Origin of the sequence: Streptomyces sp. PA03-5A, from assembly GCF_033792725.1 — a bacterium.
Lineage (GTDB): Bacteria > Actinomycetota > Actinomycetes > Streptomycetales > Streptomycetaceae > Actinacidiphila.
Map to the genome: position 1 here is coordinate 37,354 of NZ_JARAVL010000013.1, position 19,696 is coordinate 57,049.

A 19,696-nucleotide genomic window follows, 5' to 3' on the forward strand; every position below is an offset into this window, starting at 1 on the left:
CCCGGCAATCCGGGCTTTCTCCAGGGGTGTTGGGGCCCGCCGGCCGGTGCCCGGCTGCTGCCAACCGGGGGTGAAGAGTCCGGATGGGCCGTGATGTCGGTTTCGCTGGTATCGGGCGGCCGACCGATTCGCCCTGCTTGTCCCCGCGTTCGTGAGCAAAATCACAGACCGTCAGTTGTATTGGTCATCCAGATCGGGGAATGGGCGCCGATAGATTGACGTTTGACACAGCCGTGTACTACGTCAACCGCGCCTGCCCGGGCGCCCGGTAACAACACGAGGTTCTGACCGGCCCATGAAGACGACCATGATCATGCGACCCATAGCCAACCCGCGCCGCACCACCCTCGCGCACCTGGCGGACGCCGAGGACACGCGGACCGCAGAGGTCGCTCCGGCCGTCGAGGACGCGGAAGCCGTCGTGCTGCCCCGGCAGACCGCCAACCCCCGCCGCACCGTCCTGACGGAGCTGCCGACCGCCTGAGGCGCGGCTCGGCGGGCGGGTCCGGGAGCCACCCCCGGGATAACCTGGAGCGTCAGTCTCCGGCCAGTGAGGTGAGCTGCTTCCCGTGCGCATCGCCAGGTTCTCCATCGACGGCAATGTCGCCTTCGGCGTCGTCGAGGGCGACGAGTCCGTCCCGGACGGACTCGTCCTCGACATCATCAAGGGCATCCCGTTCGCCGAGTACGAGCGCTCCGGCACGAAGGTGCCGCTGAGCAAGGTCCGGCTGCTGCCGCCCGTGCTCCCCAGCAAGGTCGTCGCGATCGGGCGGAACTACGCCGAACACGCCGCCGAGCTGGGCAACGAGGTGCCGGAGGTCCCGGTCGCCTTCTTCAAGCCGTCCACCTCGGTGATCGGCCCGGGCGACCCCATCGTCTACCCCTCCTTCTCGCAGGAGGTGCACCACGAGGCCGAGCTCGCCGTCGTCATCGGCCGGATGTGCCGCGAGGTCCCGCGCGAGCGCGTCGCCGAGGTCGTCCTCGGGTACACCTGCGCCAACGACGTCACCGCGCGGGACGCCCAGAAGGCCGAGAAGCAGTGGGCGCGCGCCAAGGGCTTCGACTCCTCGTGCCCCATCGGCCCCTGGATCGAGACGGACCTCGACCTCGCCGCCGCCAACGACCTCGCCGTCACCGCCACTGTCAACGGCGAGCCGCGCCAGTCCGGCCGCACGAGCCAGATGATCCGCTCCATCGAGGACCTGATCGTGCACATCACCGAGGCCATGACGCTGCTCCCGGGCGACGTCGTCCTCACCGGCACCCCGGCGGGGGTCGGACCGCTCCACGTCGGCGACGAGGTCGCCGTCACCATCGAAGGCATCGGCACTCTCACCAACAAGGTGATCAAGCGTGACTAGCGCAGCACCCGTACGCGTACGTTTCTGCCCCTCGCCGACCGGCAACCCCCACGTGGGCCTGGTCCGCACCGCCCTGTTCAACTGGGCGTTCGCCCGCCATCACCAGGGCACCCTGGTCTTCCGGATCGAGGACACCGACGCCGCCCGCGACTCCGAGGAGTCGTACCAGCAGCTGCTGGAGGCCATGCGCTGGCTCGGCTTCGACTGGGACGAGGGCCCCGAGGTCGGCGGCCCGCACGCGCCCTACCGGCAGTCGCAGCGCATGGACGTCTACAAGGACGTCGCCGCGAAGCTGCTCGGGTCCGGTCACGCGTACAAGTGCTACTGCACCACCGAGGAGCTCGACGAGCGCCGGGAGGCCGCCCGCGCCGCCGGCCGCCCCTCCGGCTACGACGGCCACTGCCGCGACCTCACCGCCGAGCAGGTCGACGCGTACGAGCGCGAGGGCCGCGAGCCCATCGTCCGCTTCCGCATGCCCGACGAGACGATCACCTTCACCGACCTCGTCCGCGGCGAGCTGACCTTCACCCCGGACAACGTGCCCGACTACGGCATCGTCCGGGCCAACGGCGCCCCGCTGTACACGCTGGTCAACCCGGTCGACGACGCGTTGATGGAGATCACGCACGTGCTGCGCGGCGAGGACCTGCTGTCCTCCACCCCGCGCCAGATCGCGCTCTACCGCGCGCTCGCCGAGATCGGCGTCGGCAACGGCACGACCCCGCACTTCGGCCACCTGCCGTACGTCATGGGCGAGGGCAACAAGAAGCTCTCCAAGCGCGACCCGCAGTCCTCCCTCAACCTCTACCGGGAGCGCGGCTTCCTCCCCGAGGGCCTGCTGAACTACCTGTCGCTGCTGGGCTGGTCGCTCTCCGCCGACCGCGACGTCTTCACCGTCGAGGAGATGGTTGCCGCCTTCGACATCGACGCGGTCAACGCCAACCCGGCGCGCTTCGACCTCAAGAAGGCCGAGGCGATCAACGCCGACCACATCCGCCTGCTGGACGTGAAGGCGTTCGCCGAGGCCTGCGGCCCGTGGCTGAAGGCCCCGTTCGCCCCCTGGGCGCCCGAGGCGTTCGACCAGGCCGCCTTCGAGGCGATCGCGCCGCACGCGCAGACCCGTCTGACCGTGCTCTCCGACATCACCGACAACGTCGACTTCCTCTTCCTCGACACGCCGGTGGAGGACGAGGCGTCCTGGCAGAAGGCGATGAAGGACGCGGCTGCCGCCTCGGCGCTGCTCACCACCGCCCGGGAGAACCTGGCGGCCGCGGACTGGAACGCCGAGGCCCTGAAGGACGCCGTCCTCACCGCCGGTGAGACCCACGGCCTCAAGCTCGGCAAGGCCCAGGCGCCGGTCCGGGTCGCCGTCACCGGCCGCACCGTCGGGCTGCCGCTCTTCGAGTCCCTCGAAGTGCTCGGCCGCGAGCGCACCCTGGCCCGCGTCGACGCCGCCCTGGCGAAGCTGGCCGGCTGACCGCGGTACGCCGATCCGCCCCGGGCCCTTGACCAGGAGCCCGGGGCGGCACGCTTCCCGGACCACGCCATGCGCCGCAGGACCAGGCCCCCGATCCCCCCGCTGCCCCAGCGCCGCGGGGTCGACCCCGTGCGCGTGCGGCTGCCCGGCACCGGGACCTGGGCGACGGTCCGCGACCACCTGGTGGACCGGCTCGGCGCCGCGGTCTCCCCGGAGCGGCTGGACGCCATGTTCGCGGCGGGGGAGGTGCACGGCGCCGAGGGCCCGCTCGCCCGCGACGCCGCCTACCGTCCGGGCGGCCACGTCTGGTTCCACCGGGAGCTGCCGGACGAGGTCCCGGTGCCCTTCGACATCGAGGTGCTCCACCGGGACGACCGGCTGCTCGTCGTCGACAAGCCGCACTTCCTCGCCACCATGCCGCGCGGCGGCCACGTCGTGGAGACGGCGCTCACCCGGCTGCGCCACGACCTCGCGCTGCCCGAGCTGAGCCCGGCCCACCGCCTCGACCGGCTCACGGCGGGCGTGGTGATGTTCGTGATCCGCCCCGAGTTGCGCGGCGCCTACCAGACGATCTTCCGGGACCGGCTGGCCCGCAAGGAGTACGAGGCGGTGGCCCGGCACGACCCCGCCCTGGCGCTGCCGCGCACGGTGGAGAGCCGGATCGTCAAGGAGCGCGGGCAGATGGCGGCCCGGGAGGTCCCCGGCGAACCCAACGCCCGCAGCCACGTGGAACTGCTGGACCACCGCGACGGGCTGGCCCGCTACCGGCTCCGCCCGGAGACCGGCCGTACCCACCAGCTGCGGGTGCACATGAACGCCCTGGGGGTGCCGATCCTCGGCGACCCCGTCTACCCGCACGTCCTGCCGCCCGCGGCGCCCGGTGACTTCTCCCGCCCGCTGCGGCTGCTGGCCCGGGTGCTGGAGTTCGACGACCCCGTGACGGGCGAGCGGCACCGTTTCGAGAGCGGCCGGACGCTGTTCACCCGGTGTCCGCCGCGCGCCGGTACCCCGGACGGAGCACAGGGCTAGAGTCGGCATATGCCGATCCGCGCCGTGCTCTGGGACATCGACGACACGATCTTCGACTACTCGGGCGCCGAGCGGACCGGAGCGCTGCGTCACCTGGAGGCCGAGGGCCTGCTCGGCGCGTTCGGCGGCGAGGAGCGGGCGCTGCGCACGTGGCGCGAGGTCATGGAGACGCACTACACGCGCTTCCTCACCGGCGAGCTGACCTTCACCGAGCACCGCAGGGAGCGGGTCAGGGCCTTGCTGGGGCCGGCCGTCGGCGACGCCGCGGCCGACGCCTGGTTCGCGGCCTACTACGTCCATTTCGAGGCCGCCTGGGCGGTCTTCCCCGACGTCGTACCGGCCCTGGAGGCGCTCACCCCCGGCTACCGGCACGGCCTGCTGTCCAACTCCGGCACCGCCCACCAGGAGCGCAAGCTGACCCGGCTGGGCCTGCGCGACCGGTTCGAGTGCCTGGTGTGCTCGCAGGAACTGGGGCACGCCAAGCCCGCGCCGGAGGCCTTCCTGGGAGCGTGCCAGGCGCTGGGACTGCCGCCGGCGGAGGTCGCCTACGTCGGCGACAAGGCCGACACCGACGCGCGCGGCGCGGACGCGGCGGGCCTGTACGGGGTGTGGCTGGACCGTACGGGTTCCGTCACCGCGCCGGACCTGCGGCGGATCACGGGGCTCGCGGAGCTGCCCGCACTTCTGGCGGCGGATACTCGTTTTGGAGCCCCGTCACCGATCGGGTAATGTTCTTCCTGCGCCGCCCGGGCGGGCCGAAAGGCCAGCGCGGGAAGCGCGGCCAAACAAAACCCCCCACGGGGGGTTGAGTTTTGGTGGGGTATGGTGTAATTGGCAGCACGACTGATTCTGGTTCAGTTAGTCTAGGTTCGAGTCCTGGTACCCCAGCGCAGATCTTCTGCAAAGCCCCCGTTGTGTAGCGGCCTAGCACGCTGCCCTCTCAAGGCAGTAGCGCCGGTTCGAATCCGGTCGGGGGTACTGATCTCTCTGGTAGGGATCGCTAGGGCCCCCGTTGTGTAGCGGCCTAGCACGCCGCCCTCTCAAGGCGGTAGCGCCGGTTCGAATCCGGTCGGGGGTACTTGACACACCATGGGGTATGGTGTAATTGGCAGCACGAGTGATTCTGGTTCATTTAGTCTAGGTTCGAGTCCTGGTACCCCAGCACATTTCCACAAGACTTGCCCCCGTTGTGTAGCGGCCTAGCACGCCGCCCTCTCAAGGCGGTAGCGCCGGTTCGAATCCGGTCGGGGGTACATCGAGGAGAGGCCCCCCGCTTCGGCGGGGGGCCTCTCCTGTTTCCCCGTCCGCGCCCGTTCCCGGCGGCCCGCCTCACCCAACTCCGAAGCGGCGGCGGGACTCCTCGGCCTCGGCGAGCCGGCGCAGGCTCAGCAGCACGGGCTCGTAGAGCACCGTGAGCGTCACGGCGGCGGCCGCCTGTTCCAGCGGGGTGTCGTACATCTCGACCAGATCCAGGTCGTGGACGGCCTGTTGGGCGGCAAGGCGCGCGTAGGGCGCCAAGTGCCGTGCGCTGCTGGGGTATCCGAGGCGGGTCAGGGCGGCGACCGCCGTGACGAGCATCCGGTAGGCGGGGGAGGGGCCGTGCTCCTCGCTGCCGTACCGCCAGCCCAGTTCGGCCATCAGCCCGTCCACCTCGCGGCGGGCGGTCCCCGTCGCCGGGTCGTCCTCGTCGGGCTCCGGGCCGTGCGGCAGGACGAAGGTGGCGGCGCCGAGCCGCAGGTGCTGGTTGAGCGACTCGTCCTCCACCGCGGCGAGTACCTCCCGCGCGGTGGCCACCGGCACCTTGCCGATCTGGATCAGCGCCCGGACGAACCGCAGCCGGCGCAGGTGCTCCTCCCCGTACTCGGCCTGCGTGGCCGTGACGCGACGGCCGGGCGGGAGCAGCCCTTCGCGCAGGTAGTACTTGATCGTGGCCGTCGCCACGCCGCTGCGTTCACTCAGCTCGGCCAGTCGCATTCCCTTGCGCCCTCCATTGGATAGTGGCACTATCCAAGCATGGATAGTGCCACTATCCAAGACGACCGACAGGGGTTCCTCATGTCCGCGCAGGTGATTCCGGGCCGCAACACCGCCGCCGCCGAGGGCGGCATCGTCGTGTTCCTCATCGGGATGCGGATCAACCGCTTCCGGTCCCTGGGCAGCTGGCTCCCGGTGTTCCGGGCCATGCCGCGGATGCTGCGGGAGCTGTCGCAGGACGACGGAAGCGGGTTCCTCGGGTACCAGCTGCTGTTCGGCGGGCCCCGCGTGATCTACGTCGTCCAGTACTGGAAGTCCACGGAGCAGCTCTTCGCCTACGCTTCCCAGCAGGACAAGCAGCACCGGCCCGCGTGGGCGGCGTTCAACCGTCGCGCGCGGGCCGGTAAGGGCAGGGTGGGCTTCTGGCACGAGACGTACGCCGTGCCGGCGGGCGGCTACGAGTCCGTGTACGTCGACATGCCCGCCTTCGGGCTGGGCGCCGCGACCGGGGTCGTCCCGGTGGGCCGCCGCGGCGAGACCGCGGCCCAGCGGCTGACGGCGGGCGAGGGGCGGGCGGCCTGAGGCCGGCGGCCCGGCTCAGCCGCTGCGGCGCAGGGACTCGGACAGGCGGGCGGCGGCGTCGACGACGGACTGCGCGTGCATGCGCCCGGGGTGCCGGGTGAGCCGCTCGATCGGGCCGGAGACGGAGACCGCCGCCACGACGCGGTTGGACGGGCCGCGCACCGGGGCCGAGACGGACGCCACGCCCGGTTCGCGCTCGCCGATCGACTGGGCCCAGCCGCGGCGCCGTACGCCGGACAGTGCGGTGGCGGTGAAGCGGGCCCCCTGCAGCCCGCGGTGGAGCCGCTCCGGCTCCTCCCACGCGAGCAGGACCTGGGCGGCGGAGCCGGCCTTCATCGGCAGCGTGGAGCCGACCGGGACGGTGTCCCGCAGTCCGGACAGCCGCTCGGCGGCGGCCACGCAGATGCGCATGTCGCCCTGGCGACGGTAGAGCTGGGCGCTCTCGCCGGTCATGTCCCGCAGATGCGTGAGCACCGGCCCGGCCGTGGCCAGCAGGCGGTCCTCGCCCGCCGCGGCGGCCAGTTCGGACAGCCGGGGACCGAGGATGAAGCGCCCCTGCATGTCGCGCGCCACCATCCGGTGGTGCTCCAGGGCGACGGCGAGACGGTGCGCGGTGGGGCGGGCGAGACCCGTGGCGCCCACGAGCCCGGCCAGGGTGGCCGGGCCGGACTCCAGTGCGCTGAGCACCAGAGCCGCCTTGTCGAGAACGCCGACGCCACTACTGTTGTCCATGCAACGATACTCCCGTCTCACTCTGTGAAACGCAAGTTCAATTTTCCGGCGGACGCGGCACGCTGGAATGCACAGGGCCGCTGCGGCCACTCCCCACAAGGGGGCGGACACGCAGGGCAACGACGAACAGGCCGGCAGAGCGGCCGGTCGGAGGGAATGCGATGGCACGGACACTCGCGGAAAAGGTCTGGGAGGATCACGTCGTACGGCGCGCCGAGGGCGAGCCCGACCTCCTCTTCATCGACCTGCACCTGCTCCACGAGGTCACCAGCCCGCAGGCCTTCGACGGTCTGCGGATGAACGGCCGCCCGGTGCGCCGGCTGGACCTCACCATCGCGACCGAGGACCACAACACCCCCACCCTCGACATCGACAAGCCGATCGCCGACCCGGTATCGCGCACGCAGCTGGAGACGCTGCGCAAGAACTGCGCCGAGTTCGGGGTGCGGCTGCACCCGCTGGGCGACGTCGAGCAGGGCGTGGTGCACGTCGTCGGCCCGCAGCTGGGCCTGACGCAGCCGGGCATGACGGTCGTCTGCGGTGACAGCCACACCTCCACCCACGGCGCCTTCGGCGCGCTGGCGTTCGGCATCGGCACCAGCCAGGTCGAGCACGTGCTGGCCACCCAGACCCTGCCGCTGGCCCCGTTCAGGACCATGGCGATCACCGTCGACGGCGAGCTGCCCGAGGGCGTCAGCGCCAAGGACCTGATCCTGGCGATCATCGCCAGGATCGGCACCGGCGGCGGTCAGGGCTACGTCATCGAGTACCGCGGCTCGGCCATCGAGAAGCTCTCGATGGAGGCCCGGATGACCATCTGCAACATGTCGATCGAGGCGGGCGCCCGGGCCGGCATGATCGCCCCCGACCGGACCACCTTCGACTACCTGCAGGGCCGTCCGCACGCCCCGCAGGGCGAGGACTGGGACGCGGCGGTCGCGTACTGGAGCACGCTCAGGACCGACGAGGACGCCGTCTTCGACCACGAGGTCGTCATCGACGCCGCCTCCCTGTCCCCGTTCGTCACCTGGGGCACCAACCCCGGCCAGGGCGCCCCGCTCAGCGCCTCCGTGCCGGACCCGGCCGGCTTCGAGGACCCCAGCGACCGCCTGGCCGCCGAGAAGGCCCTGGAGTACATGGCCCTGGAGCCCGGTACGCCGCTGCGCGAGGTGAAGGTCGACACCGTCTTCGTCGGCTCCTGCACCAACGGCCGCATCGAGGACCTGCGCTCCGCCGCCTCCGTCGTCAAGGGCCGCAAGATCGCCGACGGCGTGCGGATGCTGGTCGTGCCCGGCTCGGTCCGGGTCGCCCTGCAGGCCGTGGAGGAGGGCCTGGACAGGGTCTTCAAGGAGGCCGGCGCCGAGTGGCGGCACGCGGGCTGCTCGATGTGCCTGGGCATGAACCCCGACCAACTGGCCCCCGGTGAGCGCTCCGCGTCCACCTCCAACCGCAACTTCGAGGGACGGCAGGGCAAGGGCGGCCGCACCCACCTGGTGTCGCCGCAGGTCGCGGCCGCGACCGCGGTCACCGGCCACCTCTCGTCCCCCGCCGATCTGCCCGGCGCAGCCGTCCTGGAGGCCTGAGAACGATGGAAGCTTTCACCACGCACACCGGCCGCGCCGTCCCGCTGCGCCGCAGCAACGCCGACACGGACCAGATCATCCCGGCCCACTGGCTGAAGAAGGTCACCCGCAACGGCTTCGAGGACGGCCTGTTCGAGGCCTGGCGCAAGGACCCCGAGTTCGTCCTCAACCGGCCCGAGCGCCAGGGGGCGACCGTCCTGGTCGCGGGCCCGGACTTCGGCACCGGCTCCTCCCGCGAGCACGCGGTGTGGGCCCTGCAGAACTACGGTTTCAAGGCGGTCATCTCCGCGCGCTTCGCCGACATTTTCCGCGGCAACTCGTTGAAGAACGGCCTGCTCACCGTGATCCTGCCGCAGGAGACGGTCGAGGAGCTCTGGAAGCTGACCGAGTCCGACCCGACGGCCGAGATCACCGTCGACCTGGAGGCCCGCGAGGTCCGCGCCGAGGGGATCACCGCCCCCTTCGAACTGGACGACAACGCCCGCTGGCGGCTGCTCAACGGCCTGGACGACATCAGCCTCACCCTGCAGAACGAGGCCGACATCACCGCCTACGAGGCCAAGCGCCCCTCCTTCAAGCCGCAGACCCTGCAGGTCTGAGCGGTCCGGCGGCCCCCGCGGCCGCCGCCGGCCCACCTCCGCAGCGCCCCCCGCCCCCACCGGGCGGGGGGCGCTGCGGCGTGTTCGGCTCCACACCTCGTGACAACTCACCGCAGATGACACAATCGGCACATGGAACACGATGGCCAACTCGAGCTGTACGGGTTCCTCGCTGCCAGGTTGAAGCAGGCCCACACCCGGGTGGCGGGTCTGCAAGTGCCGGAGGACGTCAGGATGCAGTTGACCCGGCGGCTGCTCGTCATCACCGCGGCCGCGAAGCACGATCTCGCAGGTGCGGCAAGGCGTCTGGAGGAACTGATGAAGGACCTCGACGAAGGCCGATTCCCCGATCAAAGGTCTTCCTGAGCCCCGAGTTCGTTGCGGCACAAGGGTGATTCGCCCGTTTCGTATTTGATTTGCGGTATATATCCGCCTAGCGTGCGAAAAAGCCCGAACTTCATCGCCGGGCAAGTTTCCGAAGGGGAAGACGTGAACAAGGCGCAGCTCGTTGAAGCGATTGCCGACAAGCTCGGCGGCCGTCAGCAGGCCGCGGACGCGGTCGACGCCGTCCTGGACGCGATCGTCCGCGCGACGGTGAGCGGGGACCGGGTCTCGGTCACCGGCTTCGGCTCGTTCGAGAAGGTGGAGCGTCCCGCCCGCTACGCCCGCAACCCCCAGACCGGGGAGCGGGTCCGGGTCAAGAAGACCTCCGTCCCGCGCTTCCGCGCCGGTCAGGGCTTCAAGGACCTGGTCAGCGGGTCGAAGAAGCTCCCCAAGGTCGGAGAGGTCTCCGTCAAGAAGGCGCCCAAGGGCAGCCTGAGCGGAGGCGTCACCGCCAAGGCCACCACCAAGAAGGCCGCCGCGAAGAAGACGACGGCGAAGAAGGCCACCGCTGCCAAGGCGGCCACGGCCAAGAAGACCACCGCCGCCAAGGCCACGGCCAAGAAGACCACCGCGGCCAAGGCGACGACGGCGAAGAAGGCGACCGCCAAGAAGACCACGGCGAAGAAGGCGACCGCCAAGAAGACGGCCCCGGCCAAGAAAGCGCCCGCCAAGTCGGCGGCCCGGAAGACCGCCACCAAGCGGACCGCGAAGCGGTAACGATTCCGCGGACCCGCACACGCCGACGGGCCGGGTACCCCTGACTCAGGGGCACCCGGCCCGTGCCGTCATGTCCTCAGGCCCCCGGGTCGGGGAAGGTCTGCAGCGTCACGAACACCACCCGGCGCCCGTCCCCGCTGCCCTCGGTGCGGATCCGCACCCGCTGACCGGGCCGCAGCAGCCGCAAGCCCCCGGCGTCGAACGCCGCCGCGTCGAACGGCAGCGGCGTCCCGTCGTCCAGCAGCACGCTGCCGGCGCGGGTCTCGGGGTCGTAGGTGTACGCGGTGGCCTGCATGGGCCCCAGCCTATCGGGCACCGCTTCCCGGGGCCGGTGCGCCCGCCGCCGGGCAACCGGCGGGCCCGGGCCCCGCGGGACCCTCCTGCGGAGCCGCCCGAAGTCCGGGCCGCAGCAGCGCCCGCGTGTACGGCCCGACCCCCAGCACCAGGGCGGCGGCCAGGTCCTCGCCCGTATCCACGTCCCGGCGCACGGAGTCCACGTCCGGCAGGACGATCTCGTGGGCGCCGGAAGCCCGGTGGCGGGCGCGTGAGGGCCCCCCGAAGGCCGGCGCGAGGGCGGTCCCGGCGGTGGCCGCAAGCAGCGTGGTGCCGATTCCGGCCGCGTCGGCCAGAAACGACCGTCCTGGGCGCCGGGCGGCCGCGCGGAGCACCGCTGCCAGTTCGGTGGGCCGCAAGGCCGGGAGATCGGCGTTCAGGGCCGCCACGGCCGCGGTGGGGTGGCGCCTGCGGACCACGTCGGCGCCGTGCCGCAGCGCGGCGTTGAGCCCGGCCGCCGGGGAGTCCGCCTGGACGCGCGCCCCGAGGGCCGACAGCGCGGCCCCGGCGAGCGGATCATCGGTGACGACCGTCACATTTCGTACCGCCTCGCAGGAGAGGGCGGCGGCCACGGTGTCCTGCGCGAAGGCCAGTGCCAGTCCGGGCCGCACGGGGCCGACGGCCTCCGCGAGGCGGCTCTTGGCGGCGGCCAGCGGCTTCAGCGGGACGACGAGCGACCATTCCACGGGTGGTGACACCGAACTATTGTGCTCGGGTCCCCCGGGCCCACCACCACCCTGCCCTCAACCCCCCTTCCCGGCGGCCCGCCTCCGGGTGCACGATCTCCCTGGTGCGTGCCCGGGCCTCCTGGCCTCGGTGCTTCCGCCGGGGAGCACCCCGAGGGCCTTTCGCCCTGGCGTTACGGTGGCCCTACCGGCGACACTTGTGCGGCCGCACCGGCCGTACGGTGCCGCCGACCACAGCAGGCCGCGGTCCGGTGATCCCGGGTCGGCGGCGGAACGAGGAGGAGTTCTGGTGTCCCGCCGCAGAATCGGCTTCTGGTACCGGCTCGCAGCCGTCATCGCCAAACCGCCGCTTGTCGTTCTCTTCAAGCGGGACTGGCGCGGAATGGATCACATTCCGGTCGAGGGCGGATTCATCACGGCGGTCAACCACAACTCGTACCTCGACCCGCTGTCGTACGCGCATTTCCAGTACAACAGCGGCCGGGTCCCCCGCTTCCTCGCGAAGGCGCCGCTGTTCAAGCCCGCCTTCGTCGGCGCGATCCTGCGCGGCACCGGCCAGATCCCCGTCTACCGGGAGAGCACCGACGCCGCCAACGCCTTCCGGGCCGCGGTGGACGCCATCAACTCCGGCGAGTGCGTCGCCTTCTACCCGGAGGGCACGCTGACCCGCGACCCCGAGATGTGGCCGATGGTGGGCAAGACGGGCGTCGCCCGGGTCGCGCTGATGACCAAGGCCCCCGTGATCCCGGTCGCCCAGTGGGGCGCCAACGAGGTCATGCCGCCGTACGCGAAGGAGAAGAAGCTGCGCCTCTTCCCGCGCAAGACGCTGCGGGTCGTCGCCGGGCCGCCGGTGGACCTGTCGGCCTTCTACGGACAGGAGGCCAGCGTCGAGGTGCTCAAGGACGCCACCGACACCATCATGGCCGCGGTCAGCGAGCTGCTGGGCGAACTGCGCGGTCAGACCCCGCCCGCCGAGCGCTTCGACCCGCGCAAGCAGAAGGGCAGCACCAAGTGACGACGCGCTGCGCGATCTACGGCACGGGCTCCTGGGGCACCGCCTTCGCGATGGTCCTCGCCGACGCGGGTGCCCAGGTCACCATGTGGGGCCGCCGCCCCGAGGTGATCGAGGCCGTCAACAGCACGCGCAGCAACCCGTACTACCTGCCCGGGACCGAGCTGCCGGAGTCGATCCGGGCCACCACCGACCCCGCCGAGGCCGCCCGGGACGCGGAGTTCGTGATCCTCGCCGTACCGTCGCAGACGCTCCGCGGCAACCTGGCCGAGTGGCAGTCGCTGCTGCCCCGCGACTCCGTGCTGGTCAGCCTGATGAAGGGCGTCGAACTCGGCACGGCCAAGCGGATGAGCGAGGTCATCGAGGAGGTCGCCAAGGCGGGCCCGGAGCGCGTCGCCGTGCTGTCCGGCCCCAACCTCGCCAAGGAGATCGCCGCGCGGCAGCCCGCCGCGAGCGTGGTCGCCTGCCGTGACGAGTCCGTCGCCAAGCGGCTGCAGGCCGCCAGCCACACCGCGTACTTCCGCCCGTACACCAACACCGACGTCGTCGGCTGCGAACTCGGCGGCGCGGTGAAGAACGTGATCGGCCTGGCGGTCGGCATCGCCGACGGCATGGGCCTGGGCGACAACACCAAGGGCTCGCTGATCACCCGCGGACTGGCGGAGACCACCCGGCTCGGCATCGCGCTCGGCGCCGACCCGCTGACCTTCTCCGGCCTGGCGGGTCTGGGCGACCTGGTCGCGACCTGCTCCTCGCCGCTGTCGCGCAACCACACCTTCGGCTTCAACCTGGGCAAGGGCATGACGCTGGAGGAGACCATCGCGGTCACCCGGCAGACCGCCGAGGGCGTCAAGTCCTGCGAGTCGGTGCTCGACCTGGCCCGCCGGCACGGCGTCGACATGCCCATCACCGAGACCGTCGTCGACATCGTGCACAACGGGAAGCAGCCCGTCGTCGCGGTCAAGGAGCTGATGTCGCGCTCCGCGAAGTCGGAACGCTGACGTCCGGAACGGTAAGGTCAACGCGACATGAGCATTCAGCCTTCTTCCCGCAAGCCGCGCGTCGCCGTCGTCTTCGGCGGACGCAGCTCCGAGCACGCCATCTCGGTCGTCACCGCAGGCGCGGTGCTGAGCGCGATCGACCGCGACAAGTACGACGTGCTGCCGATCGGCATCACCACCGACGGCCGTTGGGCGCTCACCGCCGACGACCCGTCCCGGATGGCGATCGCCGACCGCACGCTGCCCAGCGTCGCGCAGCTCACCGAGTCCTCCGACGGCACGGTGCTGCTGCCGGTGGACCCGGCCAGCCGTGAGGTCGTCTACAGCGAGCCCGGCTCGGTGCCCAAGGTCCTGGGCGACGTCGACGTCGTCTTCCCCATGCTGCACGGCCCGTACGGCGAGGACGGCACCCTCCAGGGCCTGCTGGAACTCTCCGGCGTGCCCTACGTCGGCTCCGGAGTGCTCTCCTCGGCCGTGGGCATGGACAAGGAGTACATGAAGCGGGTCTTCACCTCCTTCGGCCTGCCCGTCGGCCCGTACGTCGTGATCCGCCCGCGCGAGTGGGAGAACGACCCGGCCGCGGCCCGCAAGAAGGTCGTGGACTTCGCCGCCGACCACGGCTGGCCGGTCTTCGTGAAGCCCGCCCGTGCCGGGTCCTCCATGGGCATCAGCAAGGTCGACGACCTCACCGGCCTGGACGAGGCGATCGAGGAGGCCCGCCGGCACGACCCCAAGGTGCTCGTGGAGTCGTTGCTGCGGGGCCGCGAGATCGAATGCGGCGTCCTGGAGTTCGAGGACGGCCCGCGCGCCTCGGTCCCCGCGGAGATCCCCCCGGTCACCGCGCACGACTTCTACGACTTCGAGGCGAAGTACATCGACTCCGCCGAGGGCGTCGTCCCCGCGCCGCTGACCGCGGAGCAGACCGCGCAGGTGCAGCGGCTCGCCGTGGCCGCCTTCGACGCGGCCTCCTGCGAGGGCCTGGTCCGTGCGGACTTCTTCCTGCAGGACGACGGCGAGTTCGTGATCAACGAGATCAACACGATGCCCGGCTTCACGCCGATCTCCATGTACCCGCGCATGTGGCAGGAGAGCGGCGTCGGCTACGCGGAACTGGTGGACCGGCTGATCCAGGCCGCGCTGCGGCGCTCCACCGGCCTGCGCTGAGCCGCGATCGGCCGGGAGCGGTCCGCCGGACCCGTCAGAGTTCGGAGGGGATCGTCGTCTCCACGGCGCGTCCGAGGTCGGTCAGCGGATCGACCTCGGGCGCGTACTTTGCCGGCACCGTCACCTCGACGAAGGTCCTGCGGCCGGTCGTCGTGAAGCGGTAGCCGTCGTCGGTCTTCTCGATGAGCCAGCTCACGCCGTTGACCTCCACCGCGTCCGCGGTGGGGTTGTACGCCGCGCTGCCCGGGGTCAGCATCTCGGGTCGCGGCACGCCGCAGCGCAGCACCACCGTAGGATCCCCCCATCCGGCGGTGAGGTCGGAGACGGGGCTCACCGACCGCTTCGACAGGCCGTCGACCTTCCGCGGCAGCGCGTCGTGGAGGGCGCCGCACATCCGGGCGGCGGAGGCGGAGGGCGACGGGACGGCGACCCCGCCCGCGGCACCGCCGGAAGCGGAAATCCAGACCGCCGCCGCGAACGAGCACGCGACGGCGGACAGGGAGACGAGCGCGACCCGGCGGTACATCACCCGCCGAGCCTACAGGGGGCCTACAGATGGACGACCGGACAGGTCAGGGTGCGGGTGATGCCCTCCACCTGCTGCACCTTCGCCACCACGAGGCGCCCCAGGTCGTCGACCGTGTCGGCCTGGGCCCGCACGATCACGTCGTACGGACCGGTGACGTCCTCGGCCTGGATGACCCCGGAAATCTTGGAGATCACCTCCGCTACTGCCGAGGCCTTCCCGACCTCGGTCTGGATCAGAATGTACGCCTGTACCACGGAACCTCCAGGGCGGCTACGAGGATCATGTGGGAGGGAACGTCACGGTACCGCGTCGCCGCATGCCGCGGGGAGACCCGCGCGGTACCGGCCGTGCCGAAGCCGTCGCGCAAGCGCACACAGAAGGGGACCGGCCAGGTGAAGGGGACAGTCAGATGAAGGGCACCGTGGGCGAACTGGGGGAGTTCGGACTCATCAGGGAGTTGACCGCCCGGCTCACCTCCAGCCCCGCCGTCCGGCTCGGACCGGGTGACGACGCCGCCGTGGTCGCCGCCCCGGACCGGCGGGTGGTGGCCACCACCGACGCGCTCGTGGAGGGGCGGCACTTCCGCCGCGACTGGTCCACCGCCTACGACGTGGGCCGCAAGGCCGCCGCGCAGAACCTCGCCGACATCGCCGCCATGGGTGCCGTCCCGACCGCGGTGCTGCTCGCCCTGGTCGTCCCTGCCGACCTGCCGGTGACCTGGCCGGTCGAGCTGATGGACGGCATCCGGGACGAGTGCCAGGTGGCCGGCGCGGCCGTGGTCGGCGGCGACGTCGTCCGCGGTGACACGATCATGGTCTCCATCACCGCACTGGGTGACCTGCGCGACCGCGAACCCGTCACCCGATCCGGTGCCCGCCCCGGCGACGTCGTCGCCGTCACCGGCTGGCTGGGCTGGTCCGCGGCGGGACTGGCCGTCCTCTCCCGGGGGTTCCGCTCGCCGCGGGCCTTCGTCGAGGCCCACCGCCGTCCCGAACCGCCGTACCACGCAGGTCCCGCCGCCGCGGAACTCGGTGCGACGGCCATGACCGATGTGAGCGACGGGCTCGTCGCCGACCTCGGCCACATCGCCGCCGCCAGCGGCGTCGCCATAGACCTGTCCTCCGCCGACATCGACATCCCCGCGCAGATGGCCGACATCGGCCAGGCCGTCGGGGTCGACCCGCTGCACTGGGTGCTGACCGGGGGAGAGGACCACGCGATAGTCGCCGCCTTCCCCCCGGACACGAAGCTGCCCGCCCGCTGGCGGGTCATCGGCCGGGTGGTGAAGGCCACCACGGCACCCCAGGTCACCGTGGACGGCGCCCCCTGGGACAAGGCGGGCGGCTGGGACCACTTCGGATCCGAGTAGCGACGGCGACTAGATTCGCCGTATGACGATCCCACCGCGTGTGCTCACCGTCGCCGGCTCCGACTCCGGCGGCGGAGCGGGCATCCAGGCCGACCTGAAGACCATGCTCGCCCTCGGCGTCCACGGGATGAGCGTGGTCACGGCCGTCACGGCGCAGAACTCACTGGGCGTCCAGGGCGCCTGGGACCTGCCGGTGGACGCCGTACGGGCCCAGTTCCGCAGTGTCGTGGACGACATCGGCGTCCAGGCGGTCAAGACCGGGATGCTCTCCTCGGCGGAACTCGTCACCGCCGTCGCGGAACTCCTCGCCCCGCTCGACGTCCCCGTGGTCGTCGACCCCGTCGGCGTCTCCAAGCACGGCGACCCGCTGCTCGCCGCCGACGCCGTCGACGTCGTACGGACCCGCCTGCTGCCGCTGGCCACCGTCGCCACCCCGAACCTGGACGAGGTGCGCCAGATCACAGGAGTCGTCGTGGACGGCGAGCCCGCCATGCGCGAGGCCGCGGCGGCCGTCCTCAAGTGCGGCCCCCGCTGGGTCCTGATCAAGGGCGGCCACCTCAGCGGCGCCGCCGTCGACCTGCTCACCGACGGCAGCCGCGAGCACTGGCTGCGCGCCACGCGCCACGACAACCGGCACACCCACGGCACCGGCTGCACCCTGGCGTCCGCCGTCGCCTCGTTCCTGGCGCGGGGCCTGGACGTCCCCGAGGCGGCCCACGCCGCCAAGGAGTACGTCACCGGCGCCATCGCGGCGGGCTTCCCCCTGGGCGGCGGCATCGGCCCCGTGGACCACGCCTGGCGGCAGCGCTGAGGCGAACCGGCGGGAGGGCACAGCAGAAAGCCGGTCCACCACGAGGGTGGACCGGCTCCGGTAGCCGCAAGGCTGCGCTACGACGTCCTATGCGTCAGCGCGCGACCTTGCCGGCCTTGATGCACGAGGTGCAGACGTTGAGGCGCTTCGGCGTCCGACCGACCACAGCACGCACCGTCTGGATGTTGGGGTTCCAACGACGGCGAGTACGGCGGTGCGAGTGCGAGATGTTGTTGCCGAAGCCCGGCCCCTTGCCGCAGACGTCGCAGTTGGCAGCCACGGGTCACTCCAAAGACTTCAGATGCACTAACGGATAAATCCCGGCGGCATCCGGCATCCGTCAAAATGATTGAAGGAAGACCAGTGATGCCGAGGGACGGCCCGGGACAGCCCCAGGCAACCGGAGCAGCATACTACGTCCGCTCCTGTCCCTCGAAATTACCATGGTCAGCGGTACGGGCGGTCGCCCGGTGGGCCCCGGCGCTCAGTACGCTGCGTGCGGACACCTCCCCACCCCAGGTCCCCGGCCGCCCCCGCAGGAGGAACACGTGCCGCCGACGCTCGACCCTCCCGCGGTGCGCGCATGGTGCCGGCTGTCCCTCCAGGCGCTCGGCCGGGCCCGCGAGGAGATCGACGCGATCAACGTCTACCCCGTCGCCGACGGGGACACCGGCACGAACCTGTTCCTGACCGTGGAGTCCGCCGCCCAGTCCGTGGACGCCGTCTTCGAGGGCCACGCCGCCTCGGGCGGCATCCCGGACCTCACCTCGTGCCTGCGCTCCATGGCGCACGGCGCGCTCATAGGAGCACGCGGCAACTCCGGGACGATCCTCGCCCAACTGCTGCGCGGCATGGCCGAGGTCCTCGCCGAGGACGCCGGCGACCTGCGGCCGGCCCTGCGCCGGGCCGCGGAGTCCGCCTACCAGGCCGTCGCGCATCCGGTCGAGGGCACGATGCTCACCGTCGCCACGGCCGCCGCGGAGGCGGCCGCCGCCGTGACCGGCGACGTCCACGAGGTCTCCCGGGCCGCGTACGAGGCGGCCCGCCTCGCCCTGGCGGCAACTCCGCGGCAGCTGGCCGTCCTCGGCGACGCCGGTGTCGTCGACGCCGGCGGCCGCGGCCTCGTCGCCGTCCTGGGCGCCCTCGCGGACGCGGTTTCGGGACAGGCCCCGATGGGCCCGCTCGACGACGCCCTGCGGGTGCCGTTGCCCAGGGGCGCGTCCCAGGTCGTGCCCTACGGCTGCGCGACCGGCGGGGACGGCGCGGACCCGCACGCGGTGCCCGGCGGGCCGGACTTCGAGGTCATCTACCTCCTGGAGGCACCCGACCGCGCCGTCCCCGCGCTGCGCACCCGGCTGGACCGGCTCGGCGACTCCCTCGTCGTCGTCGGCGGGGACGGGCTGTGGAACGTCCACGTCCACGTCGACGACGTGGGCGCCGCCATCGAGGCCGGGATCGATGCGGGACGGCCGTACCGCATCAAGGTGACGCACTTCGGCGACCAGGCCCGCGCGCTCGAGCAGGGCCGCCGCGGGGCCACCGGCGGGCGGGGCGAGCGCACGCTCCGGGCCGTGGTCGCGGTGGTGCGCGGCGACGGCCTCGCGGAGCTGTGCACCCAGGCCGGGGCCACCGTGGTCGCCGTACGGCCCGGGGAGCCGCCCGCGAGCGGCGACATCGCGGAGGCCATCCGCCGTGCGCACGCCCGCGAGGTCGTCCTGCTGCCCAACGACGTCGAACTGCGGCACGCGGTGGGCGCCGCGGCCGAACAGGCGCGCACGGAGGGCGTCCGCGTGGCGCTCATCCCCACCCGGTCCGCGGTGCAGGGCATCGCCGCCCTCGCCGTCCACGAGCCCACCCGGCGCTTTGACGAGGACGTCGTCGCCATGACCTCCGCGGCCGGCGCCACGCGCTACGCCGAGCTCGCCGTCGCGGAGGCCCAGTCCTGGACCATGGCCGGCGTCTGCCAGGCCGGGGACGTCCTCGGCCTCATCGACGGGGACGTCGCGGTGATCGGCGGCAACCTCGTCGAGACCGGGATCATCGTCCTGGACCGCATGCTCGCCGCGGGCGGGGAGATGGTCACGCTCGTCATCGGGTCCGACGCGCCCGCGGACCTGGCGGACCGGCTCGAGGCGCACGTCCGTGACAGCCACCTCGCGGTCGACACGGTCGTCTACGACGGCGGCCAGGAAACGTGCCCCCTCCTCATCGGCGTCGAGTAGCCGCCCCCGCGTCGCCGCGTGCGGCGCCGTTGTGGTTGCTGTTGGGGTTTCCCCGCCCTCCCTCCCTCCCCCGGCCTTCGGCCGGGGGAGGGAGGGAGGGCGGGGAAACCGCCCGCCGCAGGCGCAACGCA

General features: G+C 72.0%; 23 protein-coding genes and 5 tRNA genes. 21 read left to right on the forward strand and 7 right to left on the reverse strand.

Annotated features, from left to right (window positions below):
* Positions 1–295: 295 nt before the first annotated feature.
* The 10 genes from PV410_RS17755 (at position 296) to PV410_RS17800 (ending at position 5,120) form a co-directional block, all read left to right on the forward strand.
* Positions 296–484: a hypothetical protein gene (locus PV410_RS17755; RefSeq protein ID WP_500325619.1), complete on the forward strand. Its 189-nt coding sequence runs from the start codon at positions 296–298 to the stop codon at positions 482–484.
* Positions 485–569: 85 nt separating this feature from the next.
* Positions 570–1,361, forward strand: coding sequence for a fumarylacetoacetate hydrolase family protein (locus tag PV410_RS17760; protein WP_499514183.1), 792 nt, complete (start codon positions 570–572; stop codon positions 1,359–1,361).
* Positions 1,354–2,838 carry a glutamate--tRNA ligase gene (gene gltX, locus PV410_RS17765; RefSeq protein ID WP_500325621.1) on the forward strand — a complete coding sequence of 495 codons (1,485 nt, stop codon included), beginning with the start codon at positions 1,354–1,356 and terminating at the stop codon, positions 2,836–2,838. Before PV410_RS17760 ends, gltX begins: the two co-directional genes overlap by 8 nt.
* Positions 2,839–2,907: 69 nt before the next feature.
* Positions 2,908–3,867 (forward strand): pseudouridine synthase, encoded by a 960-nt coding sequence (locus PV410_RS17770; protein ID WP_500325622.1) that lies wholly within the window; start codon positions 2,908–2,910, stop codon positions 3,865–3,867.
* A 9-nt stretch (positions 3,868–3,876) separates the two neighbouring features.
* Positions 3,877–4,596 carry an HAD family hydrolase gene (locus PV410_RS17775; protein WP_500325624.1) on the forward strand — a complete coding sequence of 240 codons (720 nt, stop codon included), beginning with the start codon at positions 3,877–3,879 and terminating at the stop codon, positions 4,594–4,596.
* 87 nt (positions 4,597–4,683) lie between these two features.
* Positions 4,684–4,755 (forward strand) — tRNA-Gln (locus tag PV410_RS17780).
* A gap of 17 nt (positions 4,756–4,772) precedes the next feature.
* A tRNA-Glu gene (locus tag PV410_RS17785) sits at positions 4,773–4,845 on the forward strand.
* Between the two features lie 27 nt (positions 4,846–4,872).
* Positions 4,873–4,945 (forward strand) — tRNA-Glu (locus PV410_RS17790).
* Positions 4,946–4,957: 12 nt separating this feature from the next.
* A tRNA-Gln gene (locus tag PV410_RS17795) sits at positions 4,958–5,029 on the forward strand.
* Between the two features lie 18 nt (positions 5,030–5,047).
* A tRNA-Glu gene (locus PV410_RS17800) sits at positions 5,048–5,120 on the forward strand.
* 76 nt (positions 5,121–5,196) lie between these two features.
* Here PV410_RS17800 and PV410_RS17805 read toward each other — a convergent pair.
* Positions 5,197–5,841 carry a MerR family transcriptional regulator gene (locus tag PV410_RS17805; protein ID WP_500325626.1) on the reverse strand — a complete coding sequence of 215 codons (645 nt, stop codon included), beginning with the start codon at positions 5,839–5,841 and terminating at the stop codon, positions 5,197–5,199.
* An 81-nt stretch (positions 5,842–5,922) separates the two neighbouring features.
* Here PV410_RS17805 and PV410_RS17810 point away from each other — a divergent pair, with 81 nt between their 5' ends.
* Positions 5,923–6,423, forward strand: a complete 501-nt coding sequence (locus PV410_RS17810) for a DUF4188 domain-containing protein (protein ID WP_500325627.1) — start codon at positions 5,923–5,925, stop codon at positions 6,421–6,423.
* Positions 6,424–6,438: 15 nt separating this feature from the next.
* On the opposite strand, the gene ndgR is transcribed toward PV410_RS17810, so the two are convergent.
* Positions 6,439–7,155 carry an IclR family transcriptional regulator gene (gene ndgR, locus PV410_RS17815; protein WP_499514189.1) on the reverse strand — a complete coding sequence of 239 codons (717 nt, stop codon included), beginning with the start codon at positions 7,153–7,155 and terminating at the stop codon, positions 6,439–6,441.
* A 161-nt stretch (positions 7,156–7,316) separates the two neighbouring features.
* On the opposite strand from ndgR, the gene leuC reads away from it, so the two are divergent.
* From leuC to PV410_RS17835, 4 genes are all read left to right on the forward strand, one after another.
* Entirely contained in the window at positions 7,317–8,738 is a 1,422-nt protein-coding gene (leuC, locus tag PV410_RS17820) for a 3-isopropylmalate dehydratase large subunit (protein ID WP_500325628.1), read from the forward strand.
* Between the two features lie 5 nt (positions 8,739–8,743).
* The gene (leuD, locus tag PV410_RS17825; RefSeq protein ID WP_500325629.1) at positions 8,744–9,337 is read left to right on the forward strand and encodes a 3-isopropylmalate dehydratase small subunit; all 594 of its coding nucleotides are present in this window, start codon (positions 8,744–8,746) and stop codon (positions 9,335–9,337) included.
* 132 nt (positions 9,338–9,469) lie between these two features.
* On the forward strand, positions 9,470–9,703 hold the full coding sequence (locus PV410_RS17830; RefSeq protein ID WP_018562075.1) for an SCO5555 family protein: 234 nt from the start codon (positions 9,470–9,472) through the stop codon (positions 9,701–9,703).
* 123 nt (positions 9,704–9,826) lie between these two features.
* Positions 9,827–10,438, forward strand: a complete 612-nt coding sequence (locus PV410_RS17835; protein ID WP_500325631.1) for an HU family DNA-binding protein — start codon at positions 9,827–9,829, stop codon at positions 10,436–10,438.
* 76 nt (positions 10,439–10,514) lie between these two features.
* On the opposite strand, the gene PV410_RS17840 is transcribed toward PV410_RS17835, so the two are convergent.
* Both PV410_RS17840 and cofC read right to left on the reverse strand, forming a co-directional pair.
* Positions 10,515–10,733, reverse strand: coding sequence for a hypothetical protein (locus PV410_RS17840; RefSeq protein WP_018562077.1), 219 nt, complete (start codon positions 10,731–10,733; stop codon positions 10,515–10,517).
* Between the two features lie 10 nt (positions 10,734–10,743).
* Positions 10,744–11,457 carry a 2-phospho-L-lactate guanylyltransferase gene (cofC, locus tag PV410_RS17845; RefSeq protein WP_500325858.1) on the reverse strand — a complete coding sequence of 238 codons (714 nt, stop codon included), beginning with the start codon at positions 11,455–11,457 and terminating at the stop codon, positions 10,744–10,746.
* A gap of 289 nt (positions 11,458–11,746) precedes the next feature.
* Between cofC and PV410_RS17850 the strand changes: the two genes are divergently transcribed.
* The 3 genes from PV410_RS17850 to PV410_RS17860 are packed head-to-tail and all read left to right on the forward strand — an operon-like array spanning position 11,747 to position 14,634.
* Entirely contained in the window at positions 11,747–12,472 is a 726-nt protein-coding gene (locus tag PV410_RS17850) for a lysophospholipid acyltransferase family protein (RefSeq protein ID WP_500325632.1), read from the forward strand.
* Between the two features lie 50 nt (positions 12,473–12,522).
* Positions 12,523–13,470, forward strand: coding sequence for an NAD(P)H-dependent glycerol-3-phosphate dehydrogenase (locus PV410_RS17855; RefSeq protein WP_500325860.1), 948 nt, complete (start codon positions 12,523–12,525; stop codon positions 13,468–13,470).
* 27 nt (positions 13,471–13,497) lie between these two features.
* Positions 13,498–14,634: a D-alanine--D-alanine ligase family protein gene (locus PV410_RS17860; protein WP_500325634.1), complete on the forward strand. Its 1,137-nt coding sequence runs from the start codon at positions 13,498–13,500 to the stop codon at positions 14,632–14,634.
* A gap of 34 nt (positions 14,635–14,668) precedes the next feature.
* Here the strand turns inward: PV410_RS17860 and PV410_RS17865 are convergent, their stop codons facing one another.
* Positions 14,669–15,160 (reverse strand): DUF3515 domain-containing protein, encoded by a 492-nt coding sequence (locus PV410_RS17865; protein ID WP_500325861.1) that lies wholly within the window; start codon positions 15,158–15,160, stop codon positions 14,669–14,671.
* A 23-nt stretch (positions 15,161–15,183) separates the two neighbouring features.
* On the reverse strand, positions 15,184–15,417 hold the full coding sequence (locus PV410_RS17870; RefSeq protein WP_018562083.1) for an Lrp/AsnC family transcriptional regulator: 234 nt from the start codon (positions 15,415–15,417) through the stop codon (positions 15,184–15,186).
* 155 nt (positions 15,418–15,572) lie between these two features.
* On the opposite strand from PV410_RS17870, the gene PV410_RS17875 reads away from it, so the two are divergent.
* Positions 15,573–16,532, forward strand: a complete 960-nt coding sequence (locus PV410_RS17875; protein WP_499514196.1) for a thiamine-monophosphate kinase — start codon at positions 15,573–15,575, stop codon at positions 16,530–16,532.
* Between the two features lie 22 nt (positions 16,533–16,554).
* On the forward strand, positions 16,555–17,343 hold the full coding sequence (gene thiD, locus PV410_RS17880; RefSeq protein ID WP_500325636.1) for a bifunctional hydroxymethylpyrimidine kinase/phosphomethylpyrimidine kinase: 789 nt from the start codon (positions 16,555–16,557) through the stop codon (positions 17,341–17,343).
* Positions 17,344–17,437: 94 nt separating this feature from the next.
* On the opposite strand, the gene rpmB is transcribed toward thiD, so the two are convergent.
* Entirely contained in the window at positions 17,438–17,623 is a 186-nt protein-coding gene (gene rpmB / locus PV410_RS17885; protein WP_014628431.1) for a 50S ribosomal protein L28, read from the reverse strand.
* Between the two features lie 268 nt (positions 17,624–17,891).
* Between rpmB and PV410_RS17890 the strand changes: the two genes are divergently transcribed.
* On the forward strand, positions 17,892–19,565 hold the full coding sequence (locus PV410_RS17890; protein WP_500325637.1) for a DAK2 domain-containing protein: 1,674 nt from the start codon (positions 17,892–17,894) through the stop codon (positions 19,563–19,565).
* The last annotated feature ends 131 nt before the right edge of the window (positions 19,566–19,696 follow it).

Bases quoted from the DNA above. Each gene is read 5' to 3' on its own strand.
- PV410_RS17755 (WP_500325619.1), top strand. From the start codon at position 296: ATGAAGACGACCATGATCATGCGACCCATAGCCAACCCGCGCCGCACC.
- PV410_RS17770 (WP_500325622.1), top strand. From the start codon at position 2,908: ATGCGCCGCAGGACCAGGCCCCCGATCCCCCCGCTGCCCCAGCGCCGC.
- PV410_RS17775 (WP_500325624.1), top strand. From the start codon at position 3,877: ATGCCGATCCGCGCCGTGCTCTGGGACATCGACGACACGATCTTCGAC.
- PV410_RS17805 (WP_500325626.1), bottom strand. From the start codon at position 5,841: ATGCGACTGGCCGAGCTGAGTGAACGCAGCGGCGTGGCGACGGCCACG.
- PV410_RS17810 (WP_500325627.1), top strand. From the start codon at position 5,923: ATGTCCGCGCAGGTGATTCCGGGCCGCAACACCGCCGCCGCCGAGGGC.
- ndgR (WP_499514189.1), bottom strand. From the start codon at position 7,155: ATGGACAACAGTAGTGGCGTCGGCGTTCTCGACAAGGCGGCTCTGGTG.
- leuC (WP_500325628.1), top strand. From the start codon at position 7,317: ATGGCACGGACACTCGCGGAAAAGGTCTGGGAGGATCACGTCGTACGG.
- leuD (WP_500325629.1), top strand. From the start codon at position 8,744: ATGGAAGCTTTCACCACGCACACCGGCCGCGCCGTCCCGCTGCGCCGC.
- PV410_RS17830 (WP_018562075.1), top strand. From the start codon at position 9,470: ATGGAACACGATGGCCAACTCGAGCTGTACGGGTTCCTCGCTGCCAGG.
- PV410_RS17840 (WP_018562077.1), bottom strand. From the start codon at position 10,733: ATGCAGGCCACCGCGTACACCTACGACCCCGAGACCCGCGCCGGCAGC.
- PV410_RS17855 (WP_500325860.1), top strand. From the start codon at position 12,523: ATGGTCCTCGCCGACGCGGGTGCCCAGGTCACCATGTGGGGCCGCCGC.
- PV410_RS17860 (WP_500325634.1), top strand. From the start codon at position 13,498: ATGAGCATTCAGCCTTCTTCCCGCAAGCCGCGCGTCGCCGTCGTCTTC.
- PV410_RS17865 (WP_500325861.1), bottom strand. From the start codon at position 15,160: ATGTACCGCCGGGTCGCGCTCGTCTCCCTGTCCGCCGTCGCGTGCTCG.
- PV410_RS17875 (WP_499514196.1), top strand. From the start codon at position 15,573: ATGAAGGGCACCGTGGGCGAACTGGGGGAGTTCGGACTCATCAGGGAG.
- thiD (WP_500325636.1), top strand. From the start codon at position 16,555: ATGACGATCCCACCGCGTGTGCTCACCGTCGCCGGCTCCGACTCCGGC.